The 24,618-nt window shown below is 46.7% G+C and carries 18 protein-coding genes; 10 read left to right on the top strand and 8 right to left on the bottom strand.

Annotated features, from left to right (window positions below):
* Positions 1 to 37 precede the first annotated feature (37 nt).
* From EXU85_RS12510 to EXU85_RS12490, 5 genes are all read left to right on the top strand, one after another.
* Positions 38 to 463 carry an antitoxin Xre/MbcA/ParS toxin-binding domain-containing protein gene (locus EXU85_RS12510; RefSeq protein WP_142772400.1) on the top strand — a complete coding sequence of 142 codons (426 nt, stop codon included), beginning with the start codon at positions 38 to 40 and terminating at the stop codon, positions 461 to 463.
* The gene (locus EXU85_RS12505) at positions 463 to 918 is read left to right on the top strand and encodes an RES family NAD+ phosphorylase (protein WP_142772399.1); all 456 of its coding nucleotides are present in this window, start codon (positions 463 to 465) and stop codon (positions 916 to 918) included. The genes EXU85_RS12510 and EXU85_RS12505 overlap by 1 nt, the downstream gene beginning before the upstream one ends.
* A 55-nt stretch (positions 919 to 973) precedes the next feature.
* Positions 974 to 1,474 (top strand): DUF4385 domain-containing protein, encoded by a 501-nt coding sequence (locus EXU85_RS12500; protein WP_142772398.1) that lies wholly within the window; start codon positions 974 to 976, stop codon positions 1,472 to 1,474.
* Between the two features lie 105 nt (positions 1,475 to 1,579).
* Entirely contained in the window at positions 1,580 to 2,458 is an 879-nt protein-coding gene (locus tag EXU85_RS12495; RefSeq protein ID WP_142772397.1) for a bifunctional 5,10-methylenetetrahydrofolate dehydrogenase/5,10-methenyltetrahydrofolate cyclohydrolase, read from the top strand.
* Between the two features lie 172 nt (positions 2,459 to 2,630).
* Positions 2,631 to 5,588, top strand: coding sequence for a DUF2723 domain-containing protein (locus tag EXU85_RS12490; protein ID WP_142772396.1), 2,958 nt, complete (start codon positions 2,631 to 2,633; stop codon positions 5,586 to 5,588).
* Positions 5,589 to 5,685: 97 nt separating this feature from the next.
* Here EXU85_RS12490 and EXU85_RS12485 read toward each other — a convergent pair whose 3' ends face one another.
* Both EXU85_RS12485 and EXU85_RS12480 read right to left on the bottom strand, forming a co-directional pair.
* Complete coding sequence (locus EXU85_RS12485) at positions 5,686 to 7,284, bottom strand: Na+/H+ antiporter (protein WP_142772395.1); 1,599 nt, start codon at positions 7,282 to 7,284, stop codon at positions 5,686 to 5,688.
* 53 nt (positions 7,285 to 7,337) lie between these two features.
* The gene (locus EXU85_RS12480) at positions 7,338 to 7,835 is read right to left on the bottom strand and encodes a DUF1772 domain-containing protein (RefSeq protein ID WP_142772394.1); all 498 of its coding nucleotides are present in this window, start codon (positions 7,833 to 7,835) and stop codon (positions 7,338 to 7,340) included.
* A gap of 970 nt (positions 7,836 to 8,805) precedes the next feature.
* On the opposite strand from EXU85_RS12480, the gene EXU85_RS12475 reads away from it, so the two are divergent.
* The 3 genes from EXU85_RS12475 (at position 8,806) to EXU85_RS12465 (ending at position 16,833) form a co-directional block, all read left to right on the top strand.
* Positions 8,806 to 9,573 carry a hypothetical protein gene (locus EXU85_RS12475; protein WP_142772393.1) on the top strand — a complete coding sequence of 256 codons (768 nt, stop codon included), beginning with the start codon at positions 8,806 to 8,808 and terminating at the stop codon, positions 9,571 to 9,573.
* Positions 9,563 to 12,115, top strand: coding sequence for an AMP-binding protein (locus tag EXU85_RS12470; RefSeq protein ID WP_142772392.1), 2,553 nt, complete (start codon positions 9,563 to 9,565; stop codon positions 12,113 to 12,115). Before EXU85_RS12475 ends, EXU85_RS12470 begins: the two co-directional genes overlap by 11 nt.
* A 452-nt stretch (positions 12,116 to 12,567) precedes the next feature.
* Entirely contained in the window at positions 12,568 to 16,833 is a 4,266-nt protein-coding gene (locus EXU85_RS12465; protein ID WP_142772391.1) for a hypothetical protein, read from the top strand.
* A 110-nt stretch (positions 16,834 to 16,943) separates the two neighbouring features.
* Here EXU85_RS12465 and dnaJ read toward each other — a convergent pair whose 3' ends face one another.
* Both dnaJ and EXU85_RS12455 read right to left on the bottom strand, forming a co-directional pair.
* The gene (gene dnaJ, locus EXU85_RS12460) at positions 16,944 to 18,107 is read right to left on the bottom strand and encodes a molecular chaperone DnaJ (protein ID WP_142772390.1); all 1,164 of its coding nucleotides are present in this window, start codon (positions 18,105 to 18,107) and stop codon (positions 16,944 to 16,946) included.
* A gap of 90 nt (positions 18,108 to 18,197) precedes the next feature.
* On the bottom strand, positions 18,198 to 18,803 hold the full coding sequence (locus EXU85_RS12455; protein ID WP_142776700.1) for a nucleotide exchange factor GrpE: 606 nt from the start codon (positions 18,801 to 18,803) through the stop codon (positions 18,198 to 18,200).
* A 252-nt stretch (positions 18,804 to 19,055) separates the two neighbouring features.
* On the opposite strand from EXU85_RS12455, the gene queG reads away from it, so the two are divergent.
* A complete protein-coding gene (queG, locus tag EXU85_RS12450) occupies positions 19,056 to 19,985 on the top strand; it encodes a tRNA epoxyqueuosine(34) reductase QueG (protein ID WP_142772389.1) in 930 nt (309 codons plus the stop codon).
* 21 nt (positions 19,986 to 20,006) lie between these two features.
* Here the strand turns inward: queG and kynU are convergent, their stop codons facing one another.
* Positions 20,007 to 21,299, bottom strand: a complete 1,293-nt coding sequence (gene kynU, locus EXU85_RS12445; protein ID WP_142772388.1) for a kynureninase — start codon at positions 21,297 to 21,299, stop codon at positions 20,007 to 20,009.
* 43 nt (positions 21,300 to 21,342) lie between these two features.
* Positions 21,343 to 22,035 (bottom strand): alpha/beta hydrolase-fold protein, encoded by a 693-nt coding sequence (locus EXU85_RS12440; protein WP_142772387.1) that lies wholly within the window; start codon positions 22,033 to 22,035, stop codon positions 21,343 to 21,345.
* Between the two features lie 220 nt (positions 22,036 to 22,255).
* Here EXU85_RS12440 and EXU85_RS12435 point away from each other — a divergent pair, with 220 nt between their 5' ends.
* Positions 22,256 to 22,615 carry a hypothetical protein gene (locus EXU85_RS12435; protein ID WP_142772386.1) on the top strand — a complete coding sequence of 120 codons (360 nt, stop codon included), beginning with the start codon at positions 22,256 to 22,258 and terminating at the stop codon, positions 22,613 to 22,615.
* Between the two features lie 68 nt (positions 22,616 to 22,683).
* Here EXU85_RS12435 and EXU85_RS12430 read toward each other — a convergent pair whose 3' ends face one another.
* Both EXU85_RS12430 and EXU85_RS12425 read right to left on the bottom strand, forming a co-directional pair.
* Complete coding sequence (locus EXU85_RS12430; RefSeq protein WP_142772385.1) at positions 22,684 to 23,049, bottom strand: heavy-metal-associated domain-containing protein; 366 nt, start codon at positions 23,047 to 23,049, stop codon at positions 22,684 to 22,686.
* Positions 23,050 to 23,140: 91 nt separating this feature from the next.
* Complete coding sequence (locus EXU85_RS12425; RefSeq protein ID WP_142772384.1) at positions 23,141 to 24,598, bottom strand: hypothetical protein; 1,458 nt, start codon at positions 24,596 to 24,598, stop codon at positions 23,141 to 23,143.
* Positions 24,599 to 24,618 lie beyond the last annotated feature (20 nt).

Raw genomic sequence — 24,618 nt, 5'->3', positions numbered from 1 at the left:
AGCTGTCGTTATATTTACGACAATTGACGCTTATAGTATGAACACAACGACCATTACTGATTATTTTGGGGCAAAAAACGCTCCTCTCATTCAATCGGTGTTTGATCTGATTGAGGTTAGTCGCCGGGGTTTATCCAAAAAAGCTGTTACCACTATGGCGCGCCACCTTGGTATTACGCAAGCCGATTTATTTGTTATTCTTCATATTTCTGCCCGAACCTGGCAACGCTATACCGACGAGAAATTACTTCCTCAGGGCGTAACAGAAAAAGCATTGCAACTAGCTAGCCTATACAAGCAGGGAGAAGATATATTTGGTGAGGCCTGGAAATTTCGGGGGTGGATGAATCATCCCAGCCCCATTTTTGGTGGCAAAAAGCCAATTGAATTACTAGATTCGCAATTTGGATTTCAAGCGGTTCAGGACGAACTGGTTCGAATTGACTGGGGGGTATTAGCCTGATGGATGTATATCACTTAGCGAATGCCCGCCGTGCTGACGACCTGACAGGCACAGGAGCCCGCCTGGCAGGAGGCCGCTGGAATTATATAGGAACGCCAGTTTTGTACACAGCCAGTTCCAAAGCCTTAGCTACCCTGGAAGTTCTGGTTCATAGCCCCTTATCGTACGTGCCGGATTATTACCGTATGCTCACAATCCGAGTACCCGAGGATTCTTTATTGAGCGTACCACTCGATCAATTACCTGATGGCTGGAATGGCCTCACTCCTCCAACAAGTATCAAAGACATTATCGAGAGCTGGATAATTGGCAATCGATTTTTATTGCTGAAGGTACCCTCTGCTGTAGTTGCTGGTGATTATAATTTCCTTATAAATCCAGCACATCCTCGGGCTACCGAGATCCTCATTACGGATAATCAACCCTATCGGTTCGATCCTCGTCTGTTGCGCTAATAGCCAATCAGCTGTTTTTTGGTGTTATAGATACACAACAAATGACAGACACCCAATGCCTGCAAACGACCGCGCATTCAATTACAATCTCGATTACAAAAACCTGAATCTACGCGAACAGCCCGAACTTTACCGCGTCGGAAAAGGTGAAATGGGTGTGCTTTTGGTGCAGCCATACAAATCTGAGATACTTCCCCACTGGCGATTTAAGACCCCAGACATAGCCCGCGAATCGTCCGAGAAAGTTTACCAGTTATTTCTGGACTATAAGGCCAACGGGGATTTCATCGGCATGGATATGGCCAGGAAGTTCCTGCAAATGGGATATACCCGAGCCAGGCGTTATGCCAATCACCGCACTGGTCAAAAATACGATGGACCCGTACCGGATGACAAGAAAGGCCAGTCTGGTGCTCATGGTCGGGATCAACTGCCTCGCGAGGAAGATCCCATCAAAGCGGAGTCGGCCCGTATTTTTTATGGAAAATATCTGGAAGCACGGGAAGACGAAACCTATAAGAAACTAAAAAAGGAATGGCAACAGAAGTACGGGTAGTTTCCTAATCTTTGCGACCTTTGCGGTTCTGCTTTGCTGTCCTTGGTTTAAAACTTCTAAACGCAAGGATCGCAAAGGTTTCGCAAAGAACGCAAAGACACTTGTATGCAACTCCTTGACGGTAAAGTCCTTTCAGCACAAATTAAACAGGAAATAGCGGCAGAAGTCGCTCAGATACGCGAACAGGGCGGTAAGATTCCGCACCTCGTGGCCATTCTGGTTGGCAACAAAGGGGCCTCGGAAACCTACGTAGCTTCGAAAATGAAAAACTGCGAAGAGGTGGGCATGAACTCAACGCTCATCCGGTTTGATCCATCGGTCACGGAAGAAGAACTCCTGGACAAAGTTCGGGAGGTGAATGAAAACCCTGACATGGATGGGCTAATTGTGCAACTCCCCCTCCCCGACCATATCAACCCCGACCGTGTTATGGAAACCATTGATCCCGCCAAAGACGTAGATGGGTTTCATCCCATTAATATTGGGCGTATGGCCAAAGGGCTGCCAGCTTACATATCTGCCACTCCACAGGGCGTGCTGGAAATGATCAAGCGGTATAACATCGAAACGTCTGGTAAACACTGTGTTGTAGTCGGTCGCAGTCAGATTGTTGGTCTGCCCATGTCGATTCTGATGCAGCGAAATACCTATCCCGGCAACTGTACGGTTACCATTACGCACAGCCGGACAACCAATCTCGCCGAAATCTGCCGCTCGGCTGACATTTTGGTAGCAGCCCTCGGCAAGCCCGAATTTGTAACTGCCGATATGGTGAAAGAAGGCGCTGTTGTGATTGACGTTGGTTTGGAACGTGTACCCGATGCCAGTAAGAAAAGCGGATTCGCGTTAAAAGGCGACGTTAAATTTGATGAAGTATCCCCAAAAACGAGTTTCATTACGCCCGTTCCTGGTGGCGTTGGCCTGATGACCATCTGCTCGCTCATGCAGAATACGCTGAAAGCCGCGCGGGGTGAGATTTATTAGTGATTTGCCGTTAGTTCATAGTATATTACTACAAATTACAAAGACCACGATCTTATACTTAACAAACTTTAACAGCCCGCCCTAACCCGGTTGGGCTGCTTTTTTATGTAATTTTGGCCCGGCCTGGATTGGCCGCTACTTACACAAAAGCAATTCGTTAATCTTCATTTGTATGCAGTCATTCAAGCGCCTGAACACCCTCACAGGCTGGCTCGTTTTCGTTGTTGCACTGGTTACCTACGCAATGACCGTTGAACGTACAGCCAGTTTCTGGGACTGTGGCGAATTTATTGCTTGTTCGTTTAAACTTCAGGTACCACACCCTCCTGGCGCCCCATTTTTCCTCCTGCTGGGTCGCCTGTTTTCGATGATGTCGTTTGGTAACCTGACCAATGTGGCCTACTGGGTCAACATGGCATCGGTATTGGCCAGTGCGTTCACCATCGCGTTTCTATTCTGGACCATTACCATGCTGGCCCAGAAACTCCTTGGCAAACCAGAAAGTGAGTATTCGACCGCCGATACCCTGTTGGTGATTGGCACGAGTGCTGTAGGTGCTCTGGCTTATACCTTCTCCGATACGTTCTGGTTTTCAGCCGTTGAAGCCGAAGTATACGGTATGTCGTCATTTTTTACCGCTATCGTGGTTTGGGCGGCCTTCAAATGGGAGCGTATCGACGATGAAGCAGCCGCCAACCGCTGGCTTATTTTCATTGCCTATCTGACGGGCCTATCCATCGGTGTTCACTTATTGAACCTTGTTACCTTGCCCGCTCTTGCGCTGATTTATTACTTTAAGAAACAACCCAAGCCAACCTTTTGGGGTGGCGTTATAGCCGGTGGAATTGGTCTGGTCGTTCTGGGCATTATCAACGCAGGTATTATTCCGGGTTTGCCTGGTATGGCCTTCGCAGTTGAGCGTCTGTTTGTAAATACCTTGGGGCTGCCGTTCACGTCAGGTGCTATTTTCTTCACCGTTGTCTTCATTGGTGCTATTGTTTATGGTATCATCTGGTCGGCTCGGCAGAAGCGCGTTATTCTGAATACGTCTTTACTGGCACTGGCGTTTGTACTGATCGGCTACGCATCGTATATGCAGGTACTGGTACGGGCCGAATTCAACCCACCGATCAACGAAAACGATCCCAGTGATGAACTGAACTTCCTGTCGTATCTGCGTCGGGAACAGTACGGAAGCCGCTCCCTACTGTATGGACCGGTCTTCACGGCGCGGCCTATCGACCAGAAACAAGGAGCTGCCATGTGGAAGAAAGAAGGCAATAAATACGTCGTCTTCGACCACCAGCCTGAATATATTTATGCACCTGGTGATGAGATGCTGTTCCCACGTGTGTACAGCAGTCAGCAAAATCACCCGGCGCTCTATCGCCAGATGCTCGGTCTTGCCGAAGGGCAGAAACCAACCATGGGCGACAACCTGAAGTATATGTTCAGCTACCAGCTAGGCCACATGTGGTGGCGCTATCTGATGTGGAACTTCGCCGGGCGTGAGAGCGATGAAGAAGGCGCAGGTTACCTCCTGCCCTGGTCGTCGGATAATGGCGCGCCGGACTTGCTCAAGACGAATAAAGCCCGCGACAATTTTTATATGCTCCCCTTTGCCTTAGGGCTATTTGGGATTGCCTTCCAGTACTTCCGGCGTCGGCGCGATTTCCTGATTGTAGGATTGCTGTTTTTATTCACGGGTATTGCCTTGCAAATCTTCCTGAACTCGCCCCCATCGGAGCCGCGTGAACGGGACTACATTTACGTAGGCTCCTTTTATTTCTTCGCCATCTGGCTGGGTTTGGGCGTAATGGCGTTAGCAGAGGGGTTACGGAACACGCTTAAATCAGACATGGCGCGCAATGGTCTTGTTGTCGGATTATCGTTACTTGTACCCGTTATGATGGGCGCGAAAAGCTGGGACAACCACAACCGTGACCACCGCTATCAGTCGGTCGATTTTGCGAAGAATTTGCTCAACTCCTGTGCTCCGAATGCCGTACTCTTCACGGGTGGCGATAATGATACCTTCCCACTCTGGTACGTGCAGGAAGTTGAAGGTTTCCGAACCGATGTTCGTGTTTGTAACCTGAGTTTGCTGGGTACGGAATGGTACATTCAGCAGATGAAACGCAAAACGTATCAGTCCGAAGCGCTGCCGATTTCGCTGGAGTTCGACCAGTTCAACAAGGGCAAAAACGACATTGTGCCGTTCTATGAAGTGCCCGGTGTTAAAAATGGGATCGACCTCAAGCAGTACATCAGCCTGATTAAGACCAGTAATCCGGCTGTTCAGGTACCGCTAACCAATGGCGACATGACGAGCATTTTACCCTCGTCAGTGCTGTTCCTGCCGATTGACAAAGCTTCGGTGGATCAGGCTAATTTCGTTCCGGCCTCATTACGGCCATTGATGAAAGATACGTTGCAGTGGACCATCGGTAAGAAGGATCTTTACAAGCCTGACCTCATCATGCTCGACATCATTGCATCGAATAACTGGAAACGGCCGATTTATTTCTCCAGCACACTGGCAAGTGATAACTACCTGAGTCTGAAGAACTACATGCAGTTAGAAGGCTATGCCTACCGGCTGATGCCAGTAGCTGTTCCGGGTGCTACGGACGGCTATGTGAACGCCGATATCATGTACAACAACATGACGAAGAAAACATTCTGGCGTGATTTCGACAATCCAAATACGTACTACGACGAGACCTACAAAGGGCCGCCGGTTATTTCGGCTCGCATTGCGTTCTTCCGCCTGGCCGATCAGCTTATTCGTGAAGGTAATAAAGCCAAAGCTCGTGAGGTACTCAATTATTCGCTGAAAGTAATACCCGACAAGAGCATCCCGTACGACCAGATTTCGTCGAACTACGTGCGGTTCCTGTTTGAAGTTGGCGACAATAAAAAGGCCCTTGAAATTGCGGATATCATGGCAAATCGTGCTGACCAAGCGTTATCTTACGACAAGAGTGGTAATGGAAATCGCTTTGGTAGCCCCGATTCGGACCTCTATATTCTGCAAACGATTGTAGAAGCCTGTAAAGAAGCCAAACAAACGGCAGCGGCTAACAAGTACGAAGCCATCTTCCAGAAGCATATCAATGCGTTTGGTTGATTGAAACGTGGTTTAATTAAAACGGGCCTGCCCACTGTCGACAGTGGGCAGGCCCGTTTTAATGTAGTACCGACCGAGATGGCCGGGAACGGAATACTCAATGAATTGGGTGATCAATTTTCTCTTCTTCCAGATCCATTCGGGCTTCTTCTTTTCGAATTACTTCATCGTCAAATTCCTGCTTACTCCGTAATTGGTGCAGCATGTCTCGTTTAACGCGGATAATATCAGCAATGATCTCGTTATACTGGGCAATGTTTTCACCATCGCTTTCTACTGAATCCAGATGTCGTTTTGTCTGGTGCAGGTCGCTTTCCATCCGGTTCTTCAGGTTCTCCACTAATTCGTTGTTACTGGATTCCTCAGCATAATTTTCCTGTAAATGCTTCAGCGCCACCTTCAACAGTTTTATCCGGATCTTCGACTCCTGTTCATCCTCCGGTATCCGATCGGTTAGGTCCTTGGGCTGGACCCATCGAATAACAAGGGGTAAGGTTAATCCCTGAAAAACCAGCGTGACCAGAATGACCACAAACGTGATGAATAGAATTAGATTCCGATGCGGAAACGGCTCTCCATTTCCCATTGCTAGTGGAACAGACAAGGCTGATGCCAATGACACAACGCCACGCATACCTGCCCAACCAAGAACGATTGGGCCGCGTAAACCGGGATTTCGCTGGGCAACTGTAATGTATTTTCCTATAAACCGTGTGAAATACGAAGCCGATATTGTAAATACCATACGGGTAACAATGACAACTCCCGTGATCAGTAAGGCATATAAAACAGCTTCCGTTTTTGAATAGCCATCCAATCCGTTGATGATGACCGGTAGTTCAAGTCCGATCAGAATAAACACCAATCCATTAAGTGCAAAAACAACCGTAGCCCACATGCCCGTTCCCTGAATCCGGGAACTGTGGTTGAGGATTATGTGGCTCTGATTTGACAAAAACAAGCCTCCGCTCACAACAGCCATAACTCCCGAAACATGAAACTCTTCAGCAGTCATGTACATAATATAGGGAGCCAGGAACGTCAGTAGAATACTAATCCGGGTTGAGGTAGGCAACCACCGATGAATCGCGTAAAACACACACGCGACAGCTAACCCAATAAATACACCCAGCAACGTGACCATCAAAAAATTGACGGAGGCTTCCTGCCAGACAAACGATCCCGATAAAATAGCGGCCAGGGCAAACCGGAATACAATCAAACTCGCGGCATCATTCACTAAGCTTTCTCCTTCCAGAATACTAACGGCGGTTTTGGAGATGTTCACTTCCTTCAACACCGACGTAGCCGCAACCGCATCGGGCGGTGAAATGATACCACCCAGTAGAAATCCCAACGCCAATGTAAACCCAGGCATTACAGCACTTGATACATAGGCTACGGCAAACGCAGTGAAAATGACCAGGCCAAAGGCCAGAACAAGGATGATTCGTCGCCATCGCCAGAATTCTTTCCAGGATGTAAACCAGGCGGCTTCATACAGCAAGGGCGGCAAAAATATCAGGAAGATAAGCTCGGGGTCGATTTCAATACGAGGAATACCCGGCACTAAGCTGACCGCCAAACCGCTCAATACCAAAAATATAGGCACTGGAATACGCAGGCGCTGTCCCACCATGACGAGTAACGAGACAGCCAGCATCAATGCTAGGCAAAGTAAAAGTGTTTGGTGCATACGTTTCAGAAATGTTCAATGAAACGAAAATAGTATAACCCAAGTTAATTTGCCTATTCTCTCGGACTAAGGCAAGCCATGAGTACGAATACGAGCGCTACCATGGATGCTACCGTTCGTAACGTATGCCAATTATTCCAGGGAATTTCAAACCTTACTCGTTGGGCTGCGATTTCATCCGCCGAAGCAGTTTGTATCGGAAACTTATCCAGTGCTTCATTCAGTGGAATATTCCCCAAAGCAGTTACGGCAAGTGCACCAATCAAGTACACGATCGTGGCAGCTAGCAGCAGCCAGAAACGAGTGGAAAGAGGCTGTCCATACTGAAGCCAGGTGCTCCAGATCAGCAGAATCGGTGCCCCCATGAAGCTTACAAAAAAGATGGGATTCTGGATAGCTCTGTTGATCGACTGCATCGCCATTAGGTATTCGGTGTCGGCTAGCCGATTCAGCCCTGGGTTTACCGAGCAGGAATAGGCGTAGAAAAGGCCCGCCATCAGGGCCGTTGTTATAGCAGCACAGGCTAGTATAGTATTAGAAAGTGTTAGCATAGGCTCTTTTCCCGGTGAGCAACATAAGTCCAAAAACGCTAGTATCAAGGTGGTAAGTCTGGCTTAATTAGAGACTTAGCTAGATTCCATCACCCGCAATATATTCAGAAAACTATTTAAATAATTAACTATCAGTCAACTATAAAACAGTAGGCCATTTGTAACACCAAAAATCAGAATAACCCTAATTTTTTAATTAAAATTTTACCGTTATTATAATTAAAAAAACTACAAGTATATTATATCTTGCAAATTAATATATAAACCCTGGCACTTATACAAACCAGCTCCTGTAAACGAATAACCCAACACATTGAGCTGGCCTGCGGATACCATCATAAATAGTATTGGGAAATTTTCTAATGTCTATTAAACTACAAAAGATGGTGCCAGCTAAGTACTAACATACTGCTACTATATACGTCAACCCATATAAACTTTATTAGTGAGTAGGCAAAAAGCTAACTAAATACGATGGCACGCTTAATGCGTTTATATTCAAATTTAAGAAATCAAGTTACTCAATTTCGCCTTAAATACACTTATTGGACACTTACTGATAAGTCAGGAGCGGAAAGCCTTGGGATAGTTGGCGGCCAGTATGGTCGATATCCATTTAAGCGGCTTTATTTTGGAAGTCAGCGAGAAATCGCCTTAAAGGCCCATACATATAAGGGTGGAAGTAGCATAGCTCAACAGCTCATTCAAAATCGAGGTCTGGTAGTAATCTCAGAAACTAGTATTCCCAATGAGTTGAAACAGGTACAACATGGTACGAAAAAATGCCTACTCCCAACCTGAAAACCATTCAGTGACCGGTCAATAGTAACCTCTAACCTCGTTCTCATACTGCTCATAATAAGATTATCATGCCTCTCCACACGTTTGAATTGTGGAGTCATACCTATAGTAAACAGTTGACTTTCAACGTACAGTGCGTAGTTAATTTCAGTAAGTAACATTTTTTTGTATGGATTTATTTTACCAATACGACATTGAGCGGCTCCGGCATTATGCCAACATTTCAGTAAATACCAGAAAAATCTCCATTGAATCAACGGCAAGCCATCTTCTTCTTTGCTTTACAGATGTGGGTTATTTTAATTATTGCGTTTGCCATGAGCCTGCTAACCTGCCGATACTTGTCAAACAGGCAAATGTGTTTTACACCCATCGACAAATCGAGCATCACAAGTTACTTATTGAAGAAGCACATTGCCAGGAGTATCATTATCAGTATTTAGTACAAAATGGATACTGCTTAAAAGAAAGACTGGTGGCAGTTCGAGATACAATGCTTCATTATAGACAGCACGCATGTCAGTCTGGTATTCAGCTCGAACCAGTCTGCGAAGCAACCATGTTAGCCTTTACCAAGGATTATTTAGCTGCATTTGAGTCAGAACAGCCTGACAGCACTCTGGTATCCAACAACTTCAGCCAGTTGCTGCGCAACCAAAATATTACATTGTTCCGCGTGACAGACCATAAAGAGGCAGTAGGAATTGCCGTTTTGTATAGAGTTCAGAACGATTTTGTTCTGGCAGGGGGAGCTATTCTACCTACTTTTCGACACAAAGGCTATCATACAGCAGCTTTAGTGACCAGACTCAATTGGTCAAATAGCCAAAAGGCTCGTAGTATTATAGCCTGGGCTTACCACAACAGCGTTAGTTATCGAAATATGTTGAAAGTGGGCTTAACGCCGTATAAAACCTATCGCGTATATGAACGATAATTTTCGGCTTCGGTGGACAGAAATTGCTCAACAGTATTCAGCTAAAAACGCAATTTGTGCCGGGCACCGCAAAATCACCTATGAATCATTATTCCGAAGGGCTGTTGAATATACGAACGGGTTACTTATCCGTACATTCAACCAGCAGTGCATAGCCGTTCAGGTAGAAGACCCCATTGAACATATAGCGGCTTTATTGGGCATTTTACTGTCTGGAAATTATTATCATTCTATTTCCCTGCAATCCGTCGACTCATTAAATACATTTCTGGATTCATTCAATTGTTCTTGTCTCATAAGTGATTCGTCATCGAGCATTTCGGAGCGACTATCCATTCAACTACTCAACCCTAAATCGCTTCAATCATCCCGTTTGCCTAAAATCAATTATCCCACCATCCTCCCTACAACCAGTTTTTGCCTGTTTACGACCTCAGGAACTACAGGTCAGCCAAAGCAAATCATTCACTCTCATCAGAGTGTTTTAACCGATACTTACCGCCAACTAACAGCTAATAATATCAATGCTGACGACCGAATCGACTTGCTATTCTCGCTTGAATTCAGTGCGTCGCTAGCCTGCATTTTCCCCGCTTTGCTTAGTGGGGCCACACTTGTAGTGTATGATTTAAAAAAGGAAGGGATTTTGTCATTACCTACCTTCTGGGAGCAGAACAGCATTACGTTTAGTAGCCTGTCAGTCAGCACATTTAGACTAGTATTAAAAAGCAATACCAATTTTAAAGACCTCGCTAATTTACGCCTTGTCTCTATTGGGGCTGAGCCCGTGCTACCAACGGATATTATTAGCTTTCAAGAGCGGTTCCCAGTAAATACGGTGTTGCAAGTGGCTTACGCGACTACCGAAACACGCACTATTTCGGAACATAAAATCCGAATTGACACCCCTGTATCTGATTCCCTATATTCGGTAGGCAAACCCGTACCGGGACGCACGGTTTTAATTCAAGATGAAACCGGGAGATTGCTGCCAGCAAATCAGGTGGGTGAAATCATTATTCAGGCCCATTACATTCCTTCAATTTATCAAAATCAGCCAGCAGCTACTCAGCAAGCGTTTGAGTTATTACCTGACAAAAAGATTCAGTATGCAACCGGAGACCTTGGATTTTTAGATACGGAGGGGAATCTATACTGGAGCGGTAGAAAAGATTTCGTTGTCAAGATCAACGGGCAAAAAGTAAGCCTGATTCAAGTAGAATATGAATTAAAACAGGAAAACAGCGTGCTACATGCAGCAGTATTTTATGATACAACTAATCCTAAACGATCTCTATTAAAAGCCTATGTTAGTGTCGACTCCAGCTTTGATTTACCTACTCTGAAGCAATCGTTGGCGCAACGTCTGCCAGAAATTATGCTTCCCGACCGTTACTATTTAGTTGAGTCGCTACCGCTTACAAAGACGGGCAAGATAGACCGAATGCAACTGGCTGCTAATCAAGAAAGCGATTTTATAATTGATCCTGTATTTACCTTTGAAAAAGGTTCCCCGGACTTTGTTCAACTTATCAAATCCGTATGGCAACAGGAACTTAGCCTAACGACGGACATATCAGATTACGATGATTTTTTTCATGACCTGGGTGGCGATTCACTACTAGCCCAAAGCTGTTTAGTCGAACTGGAAAAACAAATTGACAGGAAACTCCCCATTCATGCCCCTTATTCTTATACTACCCCAAAGTCATTAGCTTATTATATCACTGGCTACATGAGCCAGTTTCAAGTACAGTGCATACCCTTAAATCAGATTATTTCAAATCGTAAGCAAGCTTATTTTATACCTTCCTTACCAGGTAATCGACGAATGTATAGATGGATTGAGCATAATTTAAATAAGGATTTTAATTTATACTACATTCATTATGAACCCTTTAATTATAAAGGCGAATTAATTCCGTTTTCAAATCTTGCCCAACAAATTGCCCAGGCTATTTCTAATCCAGCCGAAAGTATTCTGGTTGGATTCTCATTTGGCGGAATGATGGCCTACCAAGTCGCTTTGAGTATAGAACAGATGCAAAAATCGTCACTCCATCAACTTGTCTTGCTGGACACACCCTTATATCGGAAGATGACATTTTTTGAATCTGTACAAAAAGATCTCTATCGGCTAAAGAAAAAAGTCTTTGTAAAGTCAGTTAAACCTGCCAACTGGCAGGCTAGCTGGTTTAGAGTTATCAGTCGGTATAGAAACCGGTTCACGAATCAATCGTCACAATCAGTTATTGATAATCAGTCGATCAATTGGAGAGATTCATGCTTAGTAGCTGTACATCAATACACCCGTACTATGCATGTACACCTAACCCTTGGGTGTCCTATCATGCTGTTCAAAGCGAATGATTCCTCCCATTTTCAGCATAGTATTCGCCCTGATTTCAACTGGCAGCCCTATACCATTGCAGGGTTTGAAGAATACATTCTAGAGGCTTATCATGGTCAGCTATTGAATTCTACTAATAGTCACTTTATTGGGAAGACTCTGTATAATCTGTTAAGCAAGCATGTAAGATAATAAATGTATTTATTCCTGCGCTATTCCTGAAAAGTTCCGGTATTGGGTTTCAATTGTTTGTCAATTCTTCGCGTACTAAACTACGTAAAATATAATAAAGTCCACCTCAACTCCCGGACGCTATTTTGGTCGCCCAGCGGCCAAATACGATCGTTTTAGGTGAATAAACGTGATTAGGCTTCCCTATTGCGATTGTTCACAGCAACTAGCTATACCACTACTGAAGCATCAAAAAAACATCAATACCGGTATCCAATCAACTCTTGAAACAAACTATTAAAATACGAGAAAAACACCCTTTTTTCATATAACTCTTAGTTTAACTTTGTGCAGTTTTTACCTAAAACATGTAAGCCAATTACACAAAAGCGAACACATTACAATTAACTGTCATACAACTAGTTTGGTTGGCAAAAAGCAAGCTCATTCTTATCAATCCACGAAAATTACCTATGAAAAAACTCTATCTACACTTAGTTATCTTTTTACAATTCACTATCGCAAACGCTCAGATTTCGTTAGTTAAAGACCTTGAACGATGCTGCCGGGTAGGTCCTTTCGAGCCGCTCAATAACCTCGTTATTTTCAATTCAAGGGAGCAACTTTGGCGTACTGATGGCACAGATAGCGGTACTACTCCATTAACGTCGAGCGCTAAATTCGCAAATGAGACGAACTCAAGATGCCGGGTAGGAAACATTATTTATTTCTGGGCAAATGGTTCAGAACTCTGGAAAACCGATGGAACAACGACTGGCACAGTTCTAGTAAAATCATTGTCGGGAAGTCCTCACTCCCCAATGGTGAATTTAAATGGCCTATTGGTATTTAGCTTTAAAACAAATGCTGAAGGCACCGAAGTATGGCGTAGTGATGGGACTGATGCAGGAACTTATTTAGTTAAAGATTTAGCACCAGGCTCTGCTGATGGAATAATTTACGACTCACCCCAATCAGCTGTGGTGGGTGGCTACTTCTACTTTCAGGGACCATCCATTTATACGGGTGATCCCGGCTTTGGGTATAGACCAACTTTGTATCGTACAAATGGAACGGCAGCTGGCACAACGCTTGTCGCTAATAGTGGCTTTCTTCCGTATAGCATGAATGCTGTAGGAAATCGGCTGGTTTATCAGGCATACTATCCTGTTACCGATACCTATGGTTACCCCTGTTTTCCATACAGCCCTCAGGTTGTCACTCAATTCCCAACGGTTTTGATGGTCGTTGAGAACGGGGTAGCTAGTGTATTGAAATATCCTTCCAACGTACAATACTGCGGAAAAACACCCCCTATTGGAGATACCTTTCTTAACTCAAGTAAATTCCTCAAATCCAGCAACTATTTATACTTCATAGGGCAATCGGAAGTTGTTAGTGGAAATGTAGCGTACAACCTTTGGCGTACCGATGGAACGTCTAGTGGCACTATTCAACTGACGAATTTTGCCCCAGGTAGCAATGAAGGACCTTTTGGCTCCATGTTTTCTGATCGTTGGAGTACCTCTGATCATAGCTTTACCAACATTGCTTACTTTCCTATCTATACCAATGCCGAAGGGGGCGAACTCTGGCGTAGTGATGGAACACCTGGTGGAACCTATTTACTCAAAGACATCAACCCCGGCCCTAATGGCTCTGGTCTTGGTGCTTACAATGGTACTGGCAATCCAAACAATACCAGCGGGCCTCTTGAGATTCGAACAGTAAACGGCACTACTTATTTTTTCGCCAATGATGGCACCAATGGCCTGGAACTCTGGAAAACTGACGGCACCGCCAATGGCACTCAGATGGTACAAAACTTAAATCCAGGAACGCGGAGTCAGCCAATCAGTAATCTCTGGAATGATAATGTTTACGGTACATCCGTGGGAAACACGTACTATTTCTACGGGGATAACGGCAATCAACTCGGTCTGTTCTCAACTTCCACCTGCCCCTCTACGCCAAGCCTGACCATTACGGCTACCCCTTCGCTCACTATTGTTCAGGGGGCTACCACTACCCTGAAAGCAGCAGGAGCTGCTACGTATGTCTGGAGCAATGGGGCTAAGACAGCCTCCATTGTGGTCTCCCAAGCCGGATCGTATTCCGTTACTGGCACCAGTTCGGGAGGGTGTCCAGCCACCGCCAGTGTGGAGGTCGTCGCGGTTCCACCGCTCCTCCTCACCACCTCCACCACGGCGGGGGCACTCTGTGTGGGAGGCACGGCTGACTTATCGGTAGCTGTATCAGGCGGAACTCCTCCCTACAGCTATACCTGGAGTACGCCCTCGGGCACCAAACTGAGTGCCACCAATACGCCCACCGTATCCACCACCCTCACTACAGCGGGAACCAAAACATTTACCGTCCGAGTGGCCAGTGCGGGGGGAACACCCGTCACTACCACTACCCTAAGCGTGACAGCCAATGCCCTACCCACTCCTAAAATCACTGGAACGCTGAAAATCTGCGCAGGCCAGTCAACTCAGCTCACGGCTTCGGGGGGGAGCAACTACCAATGGTCAGATGGCCAGAGTGGGGCCAGCATTGTGGTGAGCCCTTTGGTTAGTACCGCTTATTCGGTGACGGTGATCAATGAATCGGGCTGCCAGGCGGTAGCCAAAGCCACCGTATCAGTAAATGCCCGGCCAAAGGTTGTCATTACAACCAAACCAGCTCTGATCATTGCAGCGGGCAGTAGTGCCACCCTAACAGCTTCGGGAGCCTCCAGCTATGGCTGGAGCACGGGAGAAACTACACCTGCCATTGTGGTTACGGACTCAGGTCCCTACTCGGTCACCGGTAGCGTTTCAACCGGTTGCTCAGCTACTACGTTAGTGGAAATTGCCACCGTATCACCCCTAGTACTTTCCCCTTCGGCCAGTGTCAATGTGGGCTGTGTGAGCACATCTGGTAGACTAACCACCGATTTAGCTGTAGCGGTAAGTGGCGGAGTACCGCCTTACAGCTACACCTGGGTAGCCCCGTCAGGGGTTACGCTCAGCACCAAAAACACCGAGACAACCTCGGCCACCCTAACGGCAGGCGTTAAGACCATCACCATTCGGGTAGCCAGCGCCGACGGAGCTCCGGTCAGTACGGCCACAATCAGTCTGACGGCCAATGCCCTGCCCAAACCCACCATCACCGGCGATCTGAAGCTTTGCCTGGGCGAATCGACCACCCTAGCCGCATCAGGGGGAGTGGATTACCAATGGTCAGATGGCCAGAGTGGGGCCAGCATTGACGTAAGTCCCAGTGTAAGTACCGTTTATTCGGTGACAGCGACTAATGAGTCGGGCTGTCGGGCCGTGAAAAACGCTACAGTGTCGGTGAGTGCGTTGCACAAAGTAGTCATCAAGGGCACCCCTACGTCATTGATCATCAAAGCATCGGGTGGCAGTGCAACGCTGACGGCCTCAGGAGCAACAAGCTATGTGTGGAACAATGGGGCGACGGGTGCCAGTATCGTGGTTAGTGAGTCTGGGCCTTACTCGGTAACGGGCACCAATTCGGGGGGATGTACTGCCACGGCTACAGCGGTAGTAAATGTAACGGGCGCAGTAGCCAACGGCCCTAGTTGTGATACCTACTCCTTCATTACTGATGCTCTGAACAGCAGTAGTATTTTTGTGCGGAGTGTCTATGTAGTCGGCAATACTATATATGTCGCCACCGATGGCGGACTGAGTATCTCCACCAACGGGGGGAGTACTTTTACTACTTATACAACTGCTAATGGCTTAGGTAGTAACACAGTATTTCGTGTCTATGTAGTAAGTAATAAGATTTATGCTGCCACTACGAACGGGCTAAGCATTTCAACTGATGGTGGTGCCCATTTTACCACCACAACCACGGGTCTTGGCAGCACGTTTGTAACAGGTGTCTATGCTGTGGGCAGCACAGTTTTTGCTTCTACTCTTAGTGGATTGGGCATCTCTACCAATGGAGGTACCAGCTTTAGTAACAAGACGACTGACAACGGTTTGGGGCATAATACGGTATACAGTGTCTACGAAATTGGTAACACTATCTATGCTGCCACCGCTGGCGGAGTAAGTATCTCCACAAACGGGGGGGCTAGCTTTACCAATACAAGCGTTGGCACAGGCAGTAATTATGCAAACAGTGTATTCGCGGTGGGGAGTACCATTTATGCAGGTACGTATGGAGGTGGGCTGAGCATCTCGACCAACAATGGTACTACCTATAGCCATAAAACGACCGATAATGGATTGGGAAGTAATATCGTTTGGGGAGTATATGTGCTGGGTAACACGGTCTATGCTTCTACCGCTACGGGATTGAGCATTTCCACCAATGGTGGGGGCAGCTTTACCAACCACTACTTGAATGGACATGGGGTGTATGGCAGCTCTGTTGCTAATAACATTATCTATGCTGCTACCGATGGTGGCCTGGCCTTCTGTAGTAGTGCTATTAGTCCTCGTCTGGCAGCTGCTGAACCTATCCAGAACTGGCAGGTGCGTGTATTGGGGAACCCACCTGTCAATGAGTATGCAGAGATCGAGCTGCGGGACGGCATTGGTCAGCAACTGGTGTTACGGTTAAACGATGCGTCGGGGCATGAATTGAGTGTTCAATCGGTGGCGGTTGAGAATGCAGTACAGCGGGTGCGGGTCCGCTTGGGATCAGTCCCGGCTGTGTACCTATTACAGGTTAGTGATGGAGTACGTAAGAAAACCCTGCGGATTTTACGACCCTAAATCACCTCTAGCATTTACCGACGTTGAAGTAATAAACTGCTTTATTTAGCAATAAAAAAGCCCCATTATGGGGCTTTTTTATTGCTAAATAAAGCAGTTTATATCAGGTCTCAGCCATGAAAAAAGTCCTTCATTTTATCAAAGAATCCTTTTTCGTTTTTGTTCGGCTTGGGCTGAAAGTTTGGTGAGTTGCGTAGTTTCTCCAACATGGAACGCTCTTCCGCCGATAGTGTTTTGGGCGTCCAAACGTTGACATGAACGATTTCATCGCCCCGGCCGTAGCCGTTCAACTCTTTAATACCCTTCCCTTTCAACCGTAGCATTTTACCGCTTTGTGTTCCAGGATCGAGAGTGATGCGAGCCTTACCGTCGATGGTTGGCACTTCAACACTTGTACCGATAGCGGCATCAATGAAGCTGACGTACAAATCGAACACAACGTTGTTGCCATCACGTTTCAGGTCAGCATCTTCTTCCTCTTCAATCACAATAAGCAGGTCGCCCGCAACACCACCGCGTGGCGGCACGTTGCCTTTACTCCCTACCGATAATTGAATACCTTCTGCAACACCCGCCGGAATTTTGATTGGGATAACGTCTTCCTGCAAAACACGGCCTTCTCCAAAACAGGCATCGCAGCGGTCGGTTACGATTTTGCCTTCGCCATTACAGGTCGGGCAGGTGCTGGTCGATACCATCTGACCTAACATCGTATTTACCACTTTGCGGGTCTGACCAGTACCCTGACAGGTTGAACAGGTTTGTACCGCAGTGCCGTTTTTAGAACCGTTTCCTCCGCAGGTATTACAGGTTACATGCCGTTTTACCTTGATTTTCTTCTCAACGCCGTTGGCAACTTCCTGTAAATTAAGCTTCAGCTTAATGCGTAGATCAGAACCCCGCCGTACGCGTTGCCGACCTCCACCCCCGCCCTGGGCACCCCGGAAGAAACTCCCGAATGGGGAATCATCACCGAAGACATCACCAAACTGGCTAAAAATGTCGTCCATCGTCGGACCACCGGCCCCGTAACCGCCGGCTGCACCACCCATCCCCGCATGGCCATACTGGTCATAGCGGGCTTTTTTGTTGGGGTCATTCAGGACGTCATAAGCCTCAGCCGCTTCCTTGAATTTTTCTTCGGCGGTGGGGTCATCAGGGTTTTTGTCTGGATGGTATTTGATAGCCATCTTACGATAGGCTTTCTTGAGATCATCGGCCGAGACGTTCTTATCAACGCCCAGAATTTCGTAATAATCGCGCTTCGTTGCCATGTATTAATATAGTAAAGAATGAAGAGTGTAGAGTGAAGAATACAATTGATAATAATATTCTTCACTCTACACTCTTCATTCTTCACTGTTTTAGCTTCCTACAATCACTTTTGCAAATCGAATGACCTTGTCATTCAGGTAATATCCTTTTTCAATTTCGTCAATGACTTTCCCTTTCAGGTCGTCGCTGGGGGCGGGGAACTGCGTAACCGATTCGTGCAAATCGGCATTAAATGGCTCTCCTTTGGAGGTCATTGGTTTCAGGCCTTTGCCTTCCAGCGTTTTAAATAACTTTGTGTAAATCAACGAAACGCCTTCTTTCAGAGCCGCTACATCATTGGTGCTTTCGATGGACTGCATAGCCCGTTCGAAATCATCGACAACGGGAATCAGCGCCTTTAGTACGCCCTCGTTGGCATTACTGATGAGATCAAGTTTTTCCTTAGCTGTGCGCCGACGGAAGTTCTCAAAATCAGCGTATAAACGGAGGTATTTATCTTTAAGTTCGGCCAATTCACTGCCGATTTTGTTGGTTTCTGCCACAAAGCTTTCTGCCGAAGCGGGTTCCGTAGTTTCATCTGACTCGCCAACGGTGGCGGTCACAGCTTCATCAGAGCTGTCCGTATCGGTTGTCAGGTTGTCAGGCTGTTGGGTATCCATAGACGCTTGTTCGTCCAAAATGTCTTTATTTTCCATTGATGAGCTTCTATTTCGTTTCCAGAAATTCATAGGCAAAGATGGGCAAAAGCCCGGCCAAAACCGCATTTCCTGACAAGTTGGCACAATGACAGAGCATTGATTTACAAGATTTGGCGGGTGTCTGAACCAGGATTTATAGGATTGAAATGATTTTCAGGATTTAATAAATTGCTAAAATCGTTCTCTGGTTGACCAACTGACAGTCTTTATTATTCATTTCCATTCTACATTGTTCATTAGCAATTTCGCATGCACGCTCCCGCCCATCGCTATACGCAACTCATCAAAGCCAAAGCCACTGAATTGGGTTTCGATTTTTGTGGTGTAGCCAAAGCAGACTTTCTGGAAGATGAAGCGCCAAAACTGGAAACCTGGCTCAAAAACGGGATGCATGGCCAGATGAACTACATGGCTAACCACTTCGATAAGCGGCTCGACCCTCGGTTACTAGTCGACGATGCAAAGTCGGTCATTACGGTGTTGCTCAATTACTACCCCGAACAAAAGCTACCCGAAGGCGACGATGACTTAAAGCTATCGAAATACGCCTATGGGACCGATTACCACTTTGTCATCAAAGACAAGCTCAAAGACTTGCTGGCCTATATCCACGACGAAATCGGTGAGGTTGGCGGACGGGCGTTTGTGGATTCGGCCCCGGTTATGGATAAAGCCTGGGCTAAACGGTCTGGTCTGGGTTGGATTGGCAAGCATACCAATCTAATCAATCGGGAAATTGGTTCGTTCTTCTTTATCGGCGAGCTAATCCTCGATCTTGACCTGGAGCCCGATGGTCCCATCACCGATTACTGCGGCACCTGCACCCGTTGTATCGATGCCTGCCCCACCGATGCCATCGTTGGGCCTTACGTAGTGGATGGCAGTAAATGTATTTCGTACTTTACCATTGAATTAAAAGAGGCCATTCCAGAAGAGGTTCGGGGAAAGTTCGATAACTGGATCTTTGGTTGTGATATCTGTCAGGATGTTTGTCCCTGGAATCGGTTTGCCAGGCCACATCAGACACCCGCCTTTGACCCCCATCCCGATTTAACTGCGTTTACAAACCGTGATTGGGAGGAAATAACAGAAGACGTTTTCCGGGAGGTATTTCGCCGGTCGGCGGTGAAGCGTACCAAGCTTGAGGGGCTGAAGCGTACAATTGGTTTTGTAAAGTAGTGCCGACAGGGACGGTCGGCACTACAAGAATTTACGTAACGCTTCACCAACTCGCCAGACCTCTTCAAACGTATTGTATAAAGGTGTGGGGGCCAGACGGATGCAGTCAGGTTCGCGCCAATCGCCAATAATTCCCTGTTCGGTTAAGTAGTTGAATAGCGCTTTACCATTTTTGCGGACAAGCAAGGAGAGTTGGCAACCGCGTTGGTTCGGGTCGTCGGGGGTTAGGATCTGAATCGCATCAAAAGGCGTCAGAACGTATTCCAGGAAACCCGTCAACTGTTCACTTTTTTGTCGTAGCGCCACGATCCCTGCTTCGGCTGTAATTGAAATGGCCGCTCGGTGCAATGCCAATGCCAGGATATTGGGTGTACTTACCTGCCACCCATCGGCACCGGGGGCAGGCAAAAATCCGGGCGTCATCTCGAACCGCCGATCTTCCCGATAGCCCCACCAACCCGCCAGCCTTGGCAAATTTTGCTGATGATGTTTTTCGTGAACAAACACGCCCGATATGGCACCGGGGCCTCCATTCAGGTATTTATACGAACACCAGGTAGCAAAATCAACACCCCAGTCGTGCAGACGCAAGGGTACATTTCCAATGGCATGGGCAAGATCGAAGCCAATGGGAATGCAGTGGCGTTGAGCCGTTTCGGCAATAACTGCCATGTTATACACTTGACCCGTGTAATAGTTTACCCCACTCATCCAAATCAAAGCCAGTGAATCGGCGTGCTCGGCAATGGCGTGCTGAATGTCGGTCGTATGAATTAAGCCGTCGTCGGCACGGGGCGCTACTTCAATAATCGTCTCCGCTGGCTTAAGGCCATGATGCCTTACGTGCGTTTCCAGCGCGTATTGATCGGATGGAAAATCCCCTTTGATGGTTAATATCTTGTACTTTTTCTGGGTAGGCGAGTCCACGCCGGGCGAATCCACGCCGGGCGAATAAAACGAAGCCAGCAACAAGTGCAGATTTACCGTCAGCGCATTCATTGGACAAACTTCCGATGGCTCAGCACCTACAATTTGCGACAATGCTTCTTTGCAGGTCGTATGGTAACCAAGCCAGGGCTGATCAGCGCCTTCCGTTTTATCAAACCAGCCTTCAACACCCAGATTCTGCCAGGTTATTAGCTCCTGTTCCAGTGCCTCACGAGCCGTTTTCGGTTGCAATCCGAGTGAGTTTCCGCATAGATACGTCAACGGTACGCCATCTCGTTGAGGAATATGAAATCGGTCGCGGAAGTGCCGGAGGGAATCGTTTTGGTCGAGTTGCCGGGCGAAATCGAGGGAATTTTCGTAGTTCATTGCTGGAGAGGATCGCTAGTTATCAAACAATACTAGTACGTACTCATTTGTGTTGTTTTAGAAGCCAATCGTAAATAGTCTGATCCTCAAACAGGTATTGAATAGCATGACCTTCTTTTTCCAGACGTGTAAATTTTACCTGTCCGTTGCATTCTTCTAACCGTCTGACCAAGCGCTCTGTTTCAGAAATAGAGATTACATCATCGGCCACCCCATGAAATGTCCAGACCGGAATGTGTTTGATCCGACAGATTTGCGTTGAGTCATCACAACCACCACAAAGGGGCACAATGGCCGCAAATTTGTCAGGATAGGCAACGGCGGTTTGCCAGACACCGTATCCGCCCATACTGATCCCGGTCAGGTAAATCCGTTTGGAATCGATCCGATACTTCGCCTTTACGTCACTGTACAGGGAGTCAAGCCAATTATCCGTAGACCAGAATTTCCCGTCCGGGCATTGGGGTGAAGCAATAATGAATGGAAAATCACGGCCTTTATCCACCAAATGCGGCAGGCCATAGGTCTTAAGCTTAGTCAGATCTTTTCCTCTCTGTGAACCTCCGTGCAGGTAAATAACTAACGGATAGCTTTCCTTTTTGTCAGTATACTCTTTCGGCAAGTATACTAAATAAGGATATTTTTCGTAGCTCTTGTGGTTGCTCTGTGCGTAAGAACCTGAAGATAAAAGCCCAGTCAAAAAGCAGAGTAAAGGAGCGAGTATACAGAAGCGCATTGTGGTTGTTAATAGAACGCAGATTTTTATGATTAATATGATTTACACAGATTAACCATAAAAATCATTCTATTCTTAAAAATCATAAAAATCTGCGTTCTATTGTTTGTAGTAAGCTGCAAAGATTGGGAACTCTTTACTTCCTCCATTCAATTTGCACAAACATCTTTCCACCCCAATCGATCATTTTTGAGTCTAGTACCAAAAACCACCAACTTCTATGCGATTTATCCTGACAACGCTCACCTTACTTGCCATCAGTTATGGCCTGTACGGACAATCGAAAAACGACGGCGAGCCGTTTCCTACCTACCAGCAGATTAAACCGGCTAGTTCCGAGATTATTGACTATGTATCTAAGCAGGGAAAATCGGAGTATACGAAGGAAGTTGTCTTAAACCTCTTCGATAACCCAGAGGGCACCGTTATCTACTTCCTGAACGGGAAGAAAATAACAGATAGCAAGCGTGCAAAAGAACTTGTCTATCAGGAAGGAAATCACATCAATGATATTTCGATTGACAATCTATCAAGTGATGGTAAACGGGTCATACGGATAAATTATTCAACCAAAAAGTAGCCGAATCGACAAAACAAAAGCGGGCCGAAATTCTCTAATTTCGGCCCGCTTTTGTTTCAACAATCAGGTTATTGATGATCCATATCACTGCCTTTTTTGCAGCAGCTCGGTAATTTGTTGTATCCAACAGGATCGGCAACAACTTCTTCTGCGTCATAGCCAGTTTTGCTGATGTTTGCTTTCAGCTTTGCTACGTCCGTTTTAGCAGGGTTGTATTTGATCGTTACGACTTTCGATTTCACATCCAGGTCGGCTTCTTTGACACCCTTCTCAAAGGCCAGGTTCCGTTCAATACGGGCTTTGCACATGCCGCAAATAGCCGAAGTCTTAATTTTTACTTCCTTGTCTTTGTCGTCACGGGTGGGTGCACCGGCGAACGAGTTGCCCAGAATGATCAGTGAGGTTAGGGCGGTTAGAAACAGGTTACGCAACATGGTTGTACGTGGTTTATAGTGAATTGATAACGAAAATTTACTTTAAATGGTGCCCCGCATGGAGGTGCCCGGCATGGAAGTGCTAGGCCTGTCAATGATTCATACTTCGCATAGTCATCAGGCTGGGCGATAGGCGAAGGTAAATTTCACCCGACACGGGTGTTTTGCCGTAAAACGTTTCTAATGAATTATCAGGCATACTTCCGGTGATTTGTGCACCTAGGACTAGGTCGGTGCTGTGTGTCTGCGCAACACGGTAGTTTATCCCAAGTGTCAAATTATTAATAATAAACGGTTGATCCTTAGCAATCCGGCCAATTTCAGTAGAAGAGGCTGGCTGGTAAAGGCCCAACTCTTCGGCCGATTTTGTTACATTTTCGTATCGGCCATAAAAAGCCAGCTTATCTACTTGAAAACTACTTTCGGCCAGAAATGAATTTTCTCCTTGTCCATCATGACTATTTCGCCCCCAAACCAACGCCGATGTTACATAACGACCAGCCCCGAATCCTTTACTATGCAAAATGGATGCCGTTGTGCGCGTGATATTTTCGTCAGGGTGGGCTTCTTCGGGTTTGTGTAAAAATCCCTGCGAGAACTGCAACGCCAGCGATGGCGATGGATTTACAGACAGCCGATACGAATAACTGTCAAATTTAGGTGTGTCGAAGTTGTATCGGTTTTCGTCGGGCTCACGGCCTTTGAATGTAGATCCCTCCAGTTTTACCCACTTGTACCGAAAGCCAACAGTACCTACGCCAAACAAAATGTGAGACGCATCCTGCCAGTGATGGCTTAGCGGGGCATCGGGATTATTGAACGATGAAATCCGATGCATAAACGCGGGCGGACCCAATGCTGGCTCGCCGGGGTAACCCGCGTAACCATAAAGATCAATGTCTTTACTGAACGCGTGACTATAACTGACCGATAATTCGGAAATGAGGTCGTGTGGGTGTTGCTTATCAATCAACGGTTGCCCTTTGTAGGTCTCGCCGGTCTGGAAAAGTAATGGATACCCACCATTACCCACGGTCAACGGATCGAGCGAAAGCATAGCCCGCACCTGAACTAATCCCCGTTTCCCTACTTTACGCTGCGCCATGCCCATAAACCAGTTCGGAGCGCCAAGCTGCTGTCCATGGCCCCGCTTCTGAGGATGATTAGCATTTTGGCTAGTGTAGCGCAGGTAGATTGTATAGTGCAGCATGTAGCTCCATTTACTACCCGATGGCTTGCTCATGTAAGCGTACATAGGCGTATTATCCGGGTGCCAGGACGTACCCGACCCGTTACGATTCATAGATAGATTTCGCGATAGTGAATGCGTCATGCCCATGGTTGTATCCATTGTTAAACCGTAGTTCACTAGGTTCATATCACCTTTTTGGCCCATATTCATACCAGCATGCATCGAATGATCCATTGGCTTCGTTGTATCGGCAGTCGGCTTGGCATTCGCAGGCATTTGCATACCCTCATGGTGCTGGTGTTGTGCAACAGCTATAGGACCCATTCCCAGCAGAAGCATCAAAAGAAACTTATTCATCACGTTGTCGATCATTTTCT

The organism is Spirosoma sp. KCTC 42546 (assembly GCF_006965485.1).
Classification (GTDB): Bacteria; Bacteroidota; Bacteroidia; order Cytophagales; family Spirosomataceae; genus Spirosoma.
Note: the sequence above shows the minus strand (reverse complement) of the source record. Positions and strands in the feature narration are given on the sequence as shown.

What these genes read in the sequence shown, in the direction of transcription:
- EXU85_RS12510 (WP_142772400.1), top strand. Translation starts at nt 38, where the DNA reads ATGAACACAACGACCATTACTGATTATTTTGGGGCAAAAAACGCTCCT.
- EXU85_RS12505 (WP_142772399.1), top strand. Translation starts at nt 463, where the DNA reads ATGGATGTATATCACTTAGCGAATGCCCGCCGTGCTGACGACCTGACA.
- EXU85_RS12500 (WP_142772398.1), top strand. Translation starts at nt 974, where the DNA reads ATGCCTGCAAACGACCGCGCATTCAATTACAATCTCGATTACAAAAAC.
- EXU85_RS12495 (WP_142772397.1), top strand. Translation starts at nt 1,580, where the DNA reads ATGCAACTCCTTGACGGTAAAGTCCTTTCAGCACAAATTAAACAGGAA.
- EXU85_RS12490 (WP_142772396.1), top strand. Translation starts at nt 2,631, where the DNA reads ATGCAGTCATTCAAGCGCCTGAACACCCTCACAGGCTGGCTCGTTTTC.
- EXU85_RS12485 (WP_142772395.1), bottom strand. Translation starts at nt 7,284, where the DNA reads ATGCACCAAACACTTTTACTTTGCCTAGCATTGATGCTGGCTGTCTCG.
- EXU85_RS12480 (WP_142772394.1), bottom strand. Translation starts at nt 7,835, where the DNA reads ATGCTAACACTTTCTAATACTATACTAGCCTGTGCTGCTATAACAACG.
- EXU85_RS12475 (WP_142772393.1), top strand. Translation starts at nt 8,806, where the DNA reads ATGGATTTATTTTACCAATACGACATTGAGCGGCTCCGGCATTATGCC.
- EXU85_RS12470 (WP_142772392.1), top strand. Translation starts at nt 9,563, where the DNA reads ATGAACGATAATTTTCGGCTTCGGTGGACAGAAATTGCTCAACAGTAT.
- EXU85_RS12465 (WP_142772391.1), top strand. Translation starts at nt 12,568, where the DNA reads ATGAAAAAACTCTATCTACACTTAGTTATCTTTTTACAATTCACTATC.
- dnaJ (WP_142772390.1), bottom strand. Translation starts at nt 18,107, where the DNA reads ATGGCAACGAAGCGCGATTATTACGAAATTCTGGGCGTTGATAAGAAC.
- EXU85_RS12455 (WP_142776700.1), bottom strand. Translation starts at nt 18,803, where the DNA reads ATGGAAAATAAAGACATTTTGGACGAACAAGCGTCTATGGATACCCAA.
- queG (WP_142772389.1), top strand. Translation starts at nt 19,056, where the DNA reads ATGCACGCTCCCGCCCATCGCTATACGCAACTCATCAAAGCCAAAGCC.
- kynU (WP_142772388.1), bottom strand. Translation starts at nt 21,299, where the DNA reads ATGAACTACGAAAATTCCCTCGATTTCGCCCGGCAACTCGACCAAAAC.
- EXU85_RS12440 (WP_142772387.1), bottom strand. Translation starts at nt 22,035, where the DNA reads ATGCGCTTCTGTATACTCGCTCCTTTACTCTGCTTTTTGACTGGGCTT.
- EXU85_RS12435 (WP_142772386.1), top strand. Translation starts at nt 22,256, where the DNA reads ATGCGATTTATCCTGACAACGCTCACCTTACTTGCCATCAGTTATGGC.
- EXU85_RS12430 (WP_142772385.1), bottom strand. Translation starts at nt 23,049, where the DNA reads ATGTTGCGTAACCTGTTTCTAACCGCCCTAACCTCACTGATCATTCTG.
- EXU85_RS12425 (WP_142772384.1), bottom strand. Translation starts at nt 24,598, where the DNA reads ATGAATAAGTTTCTTTTGATGCTTCTGCTGGGAATGGGTCCTATAGCT.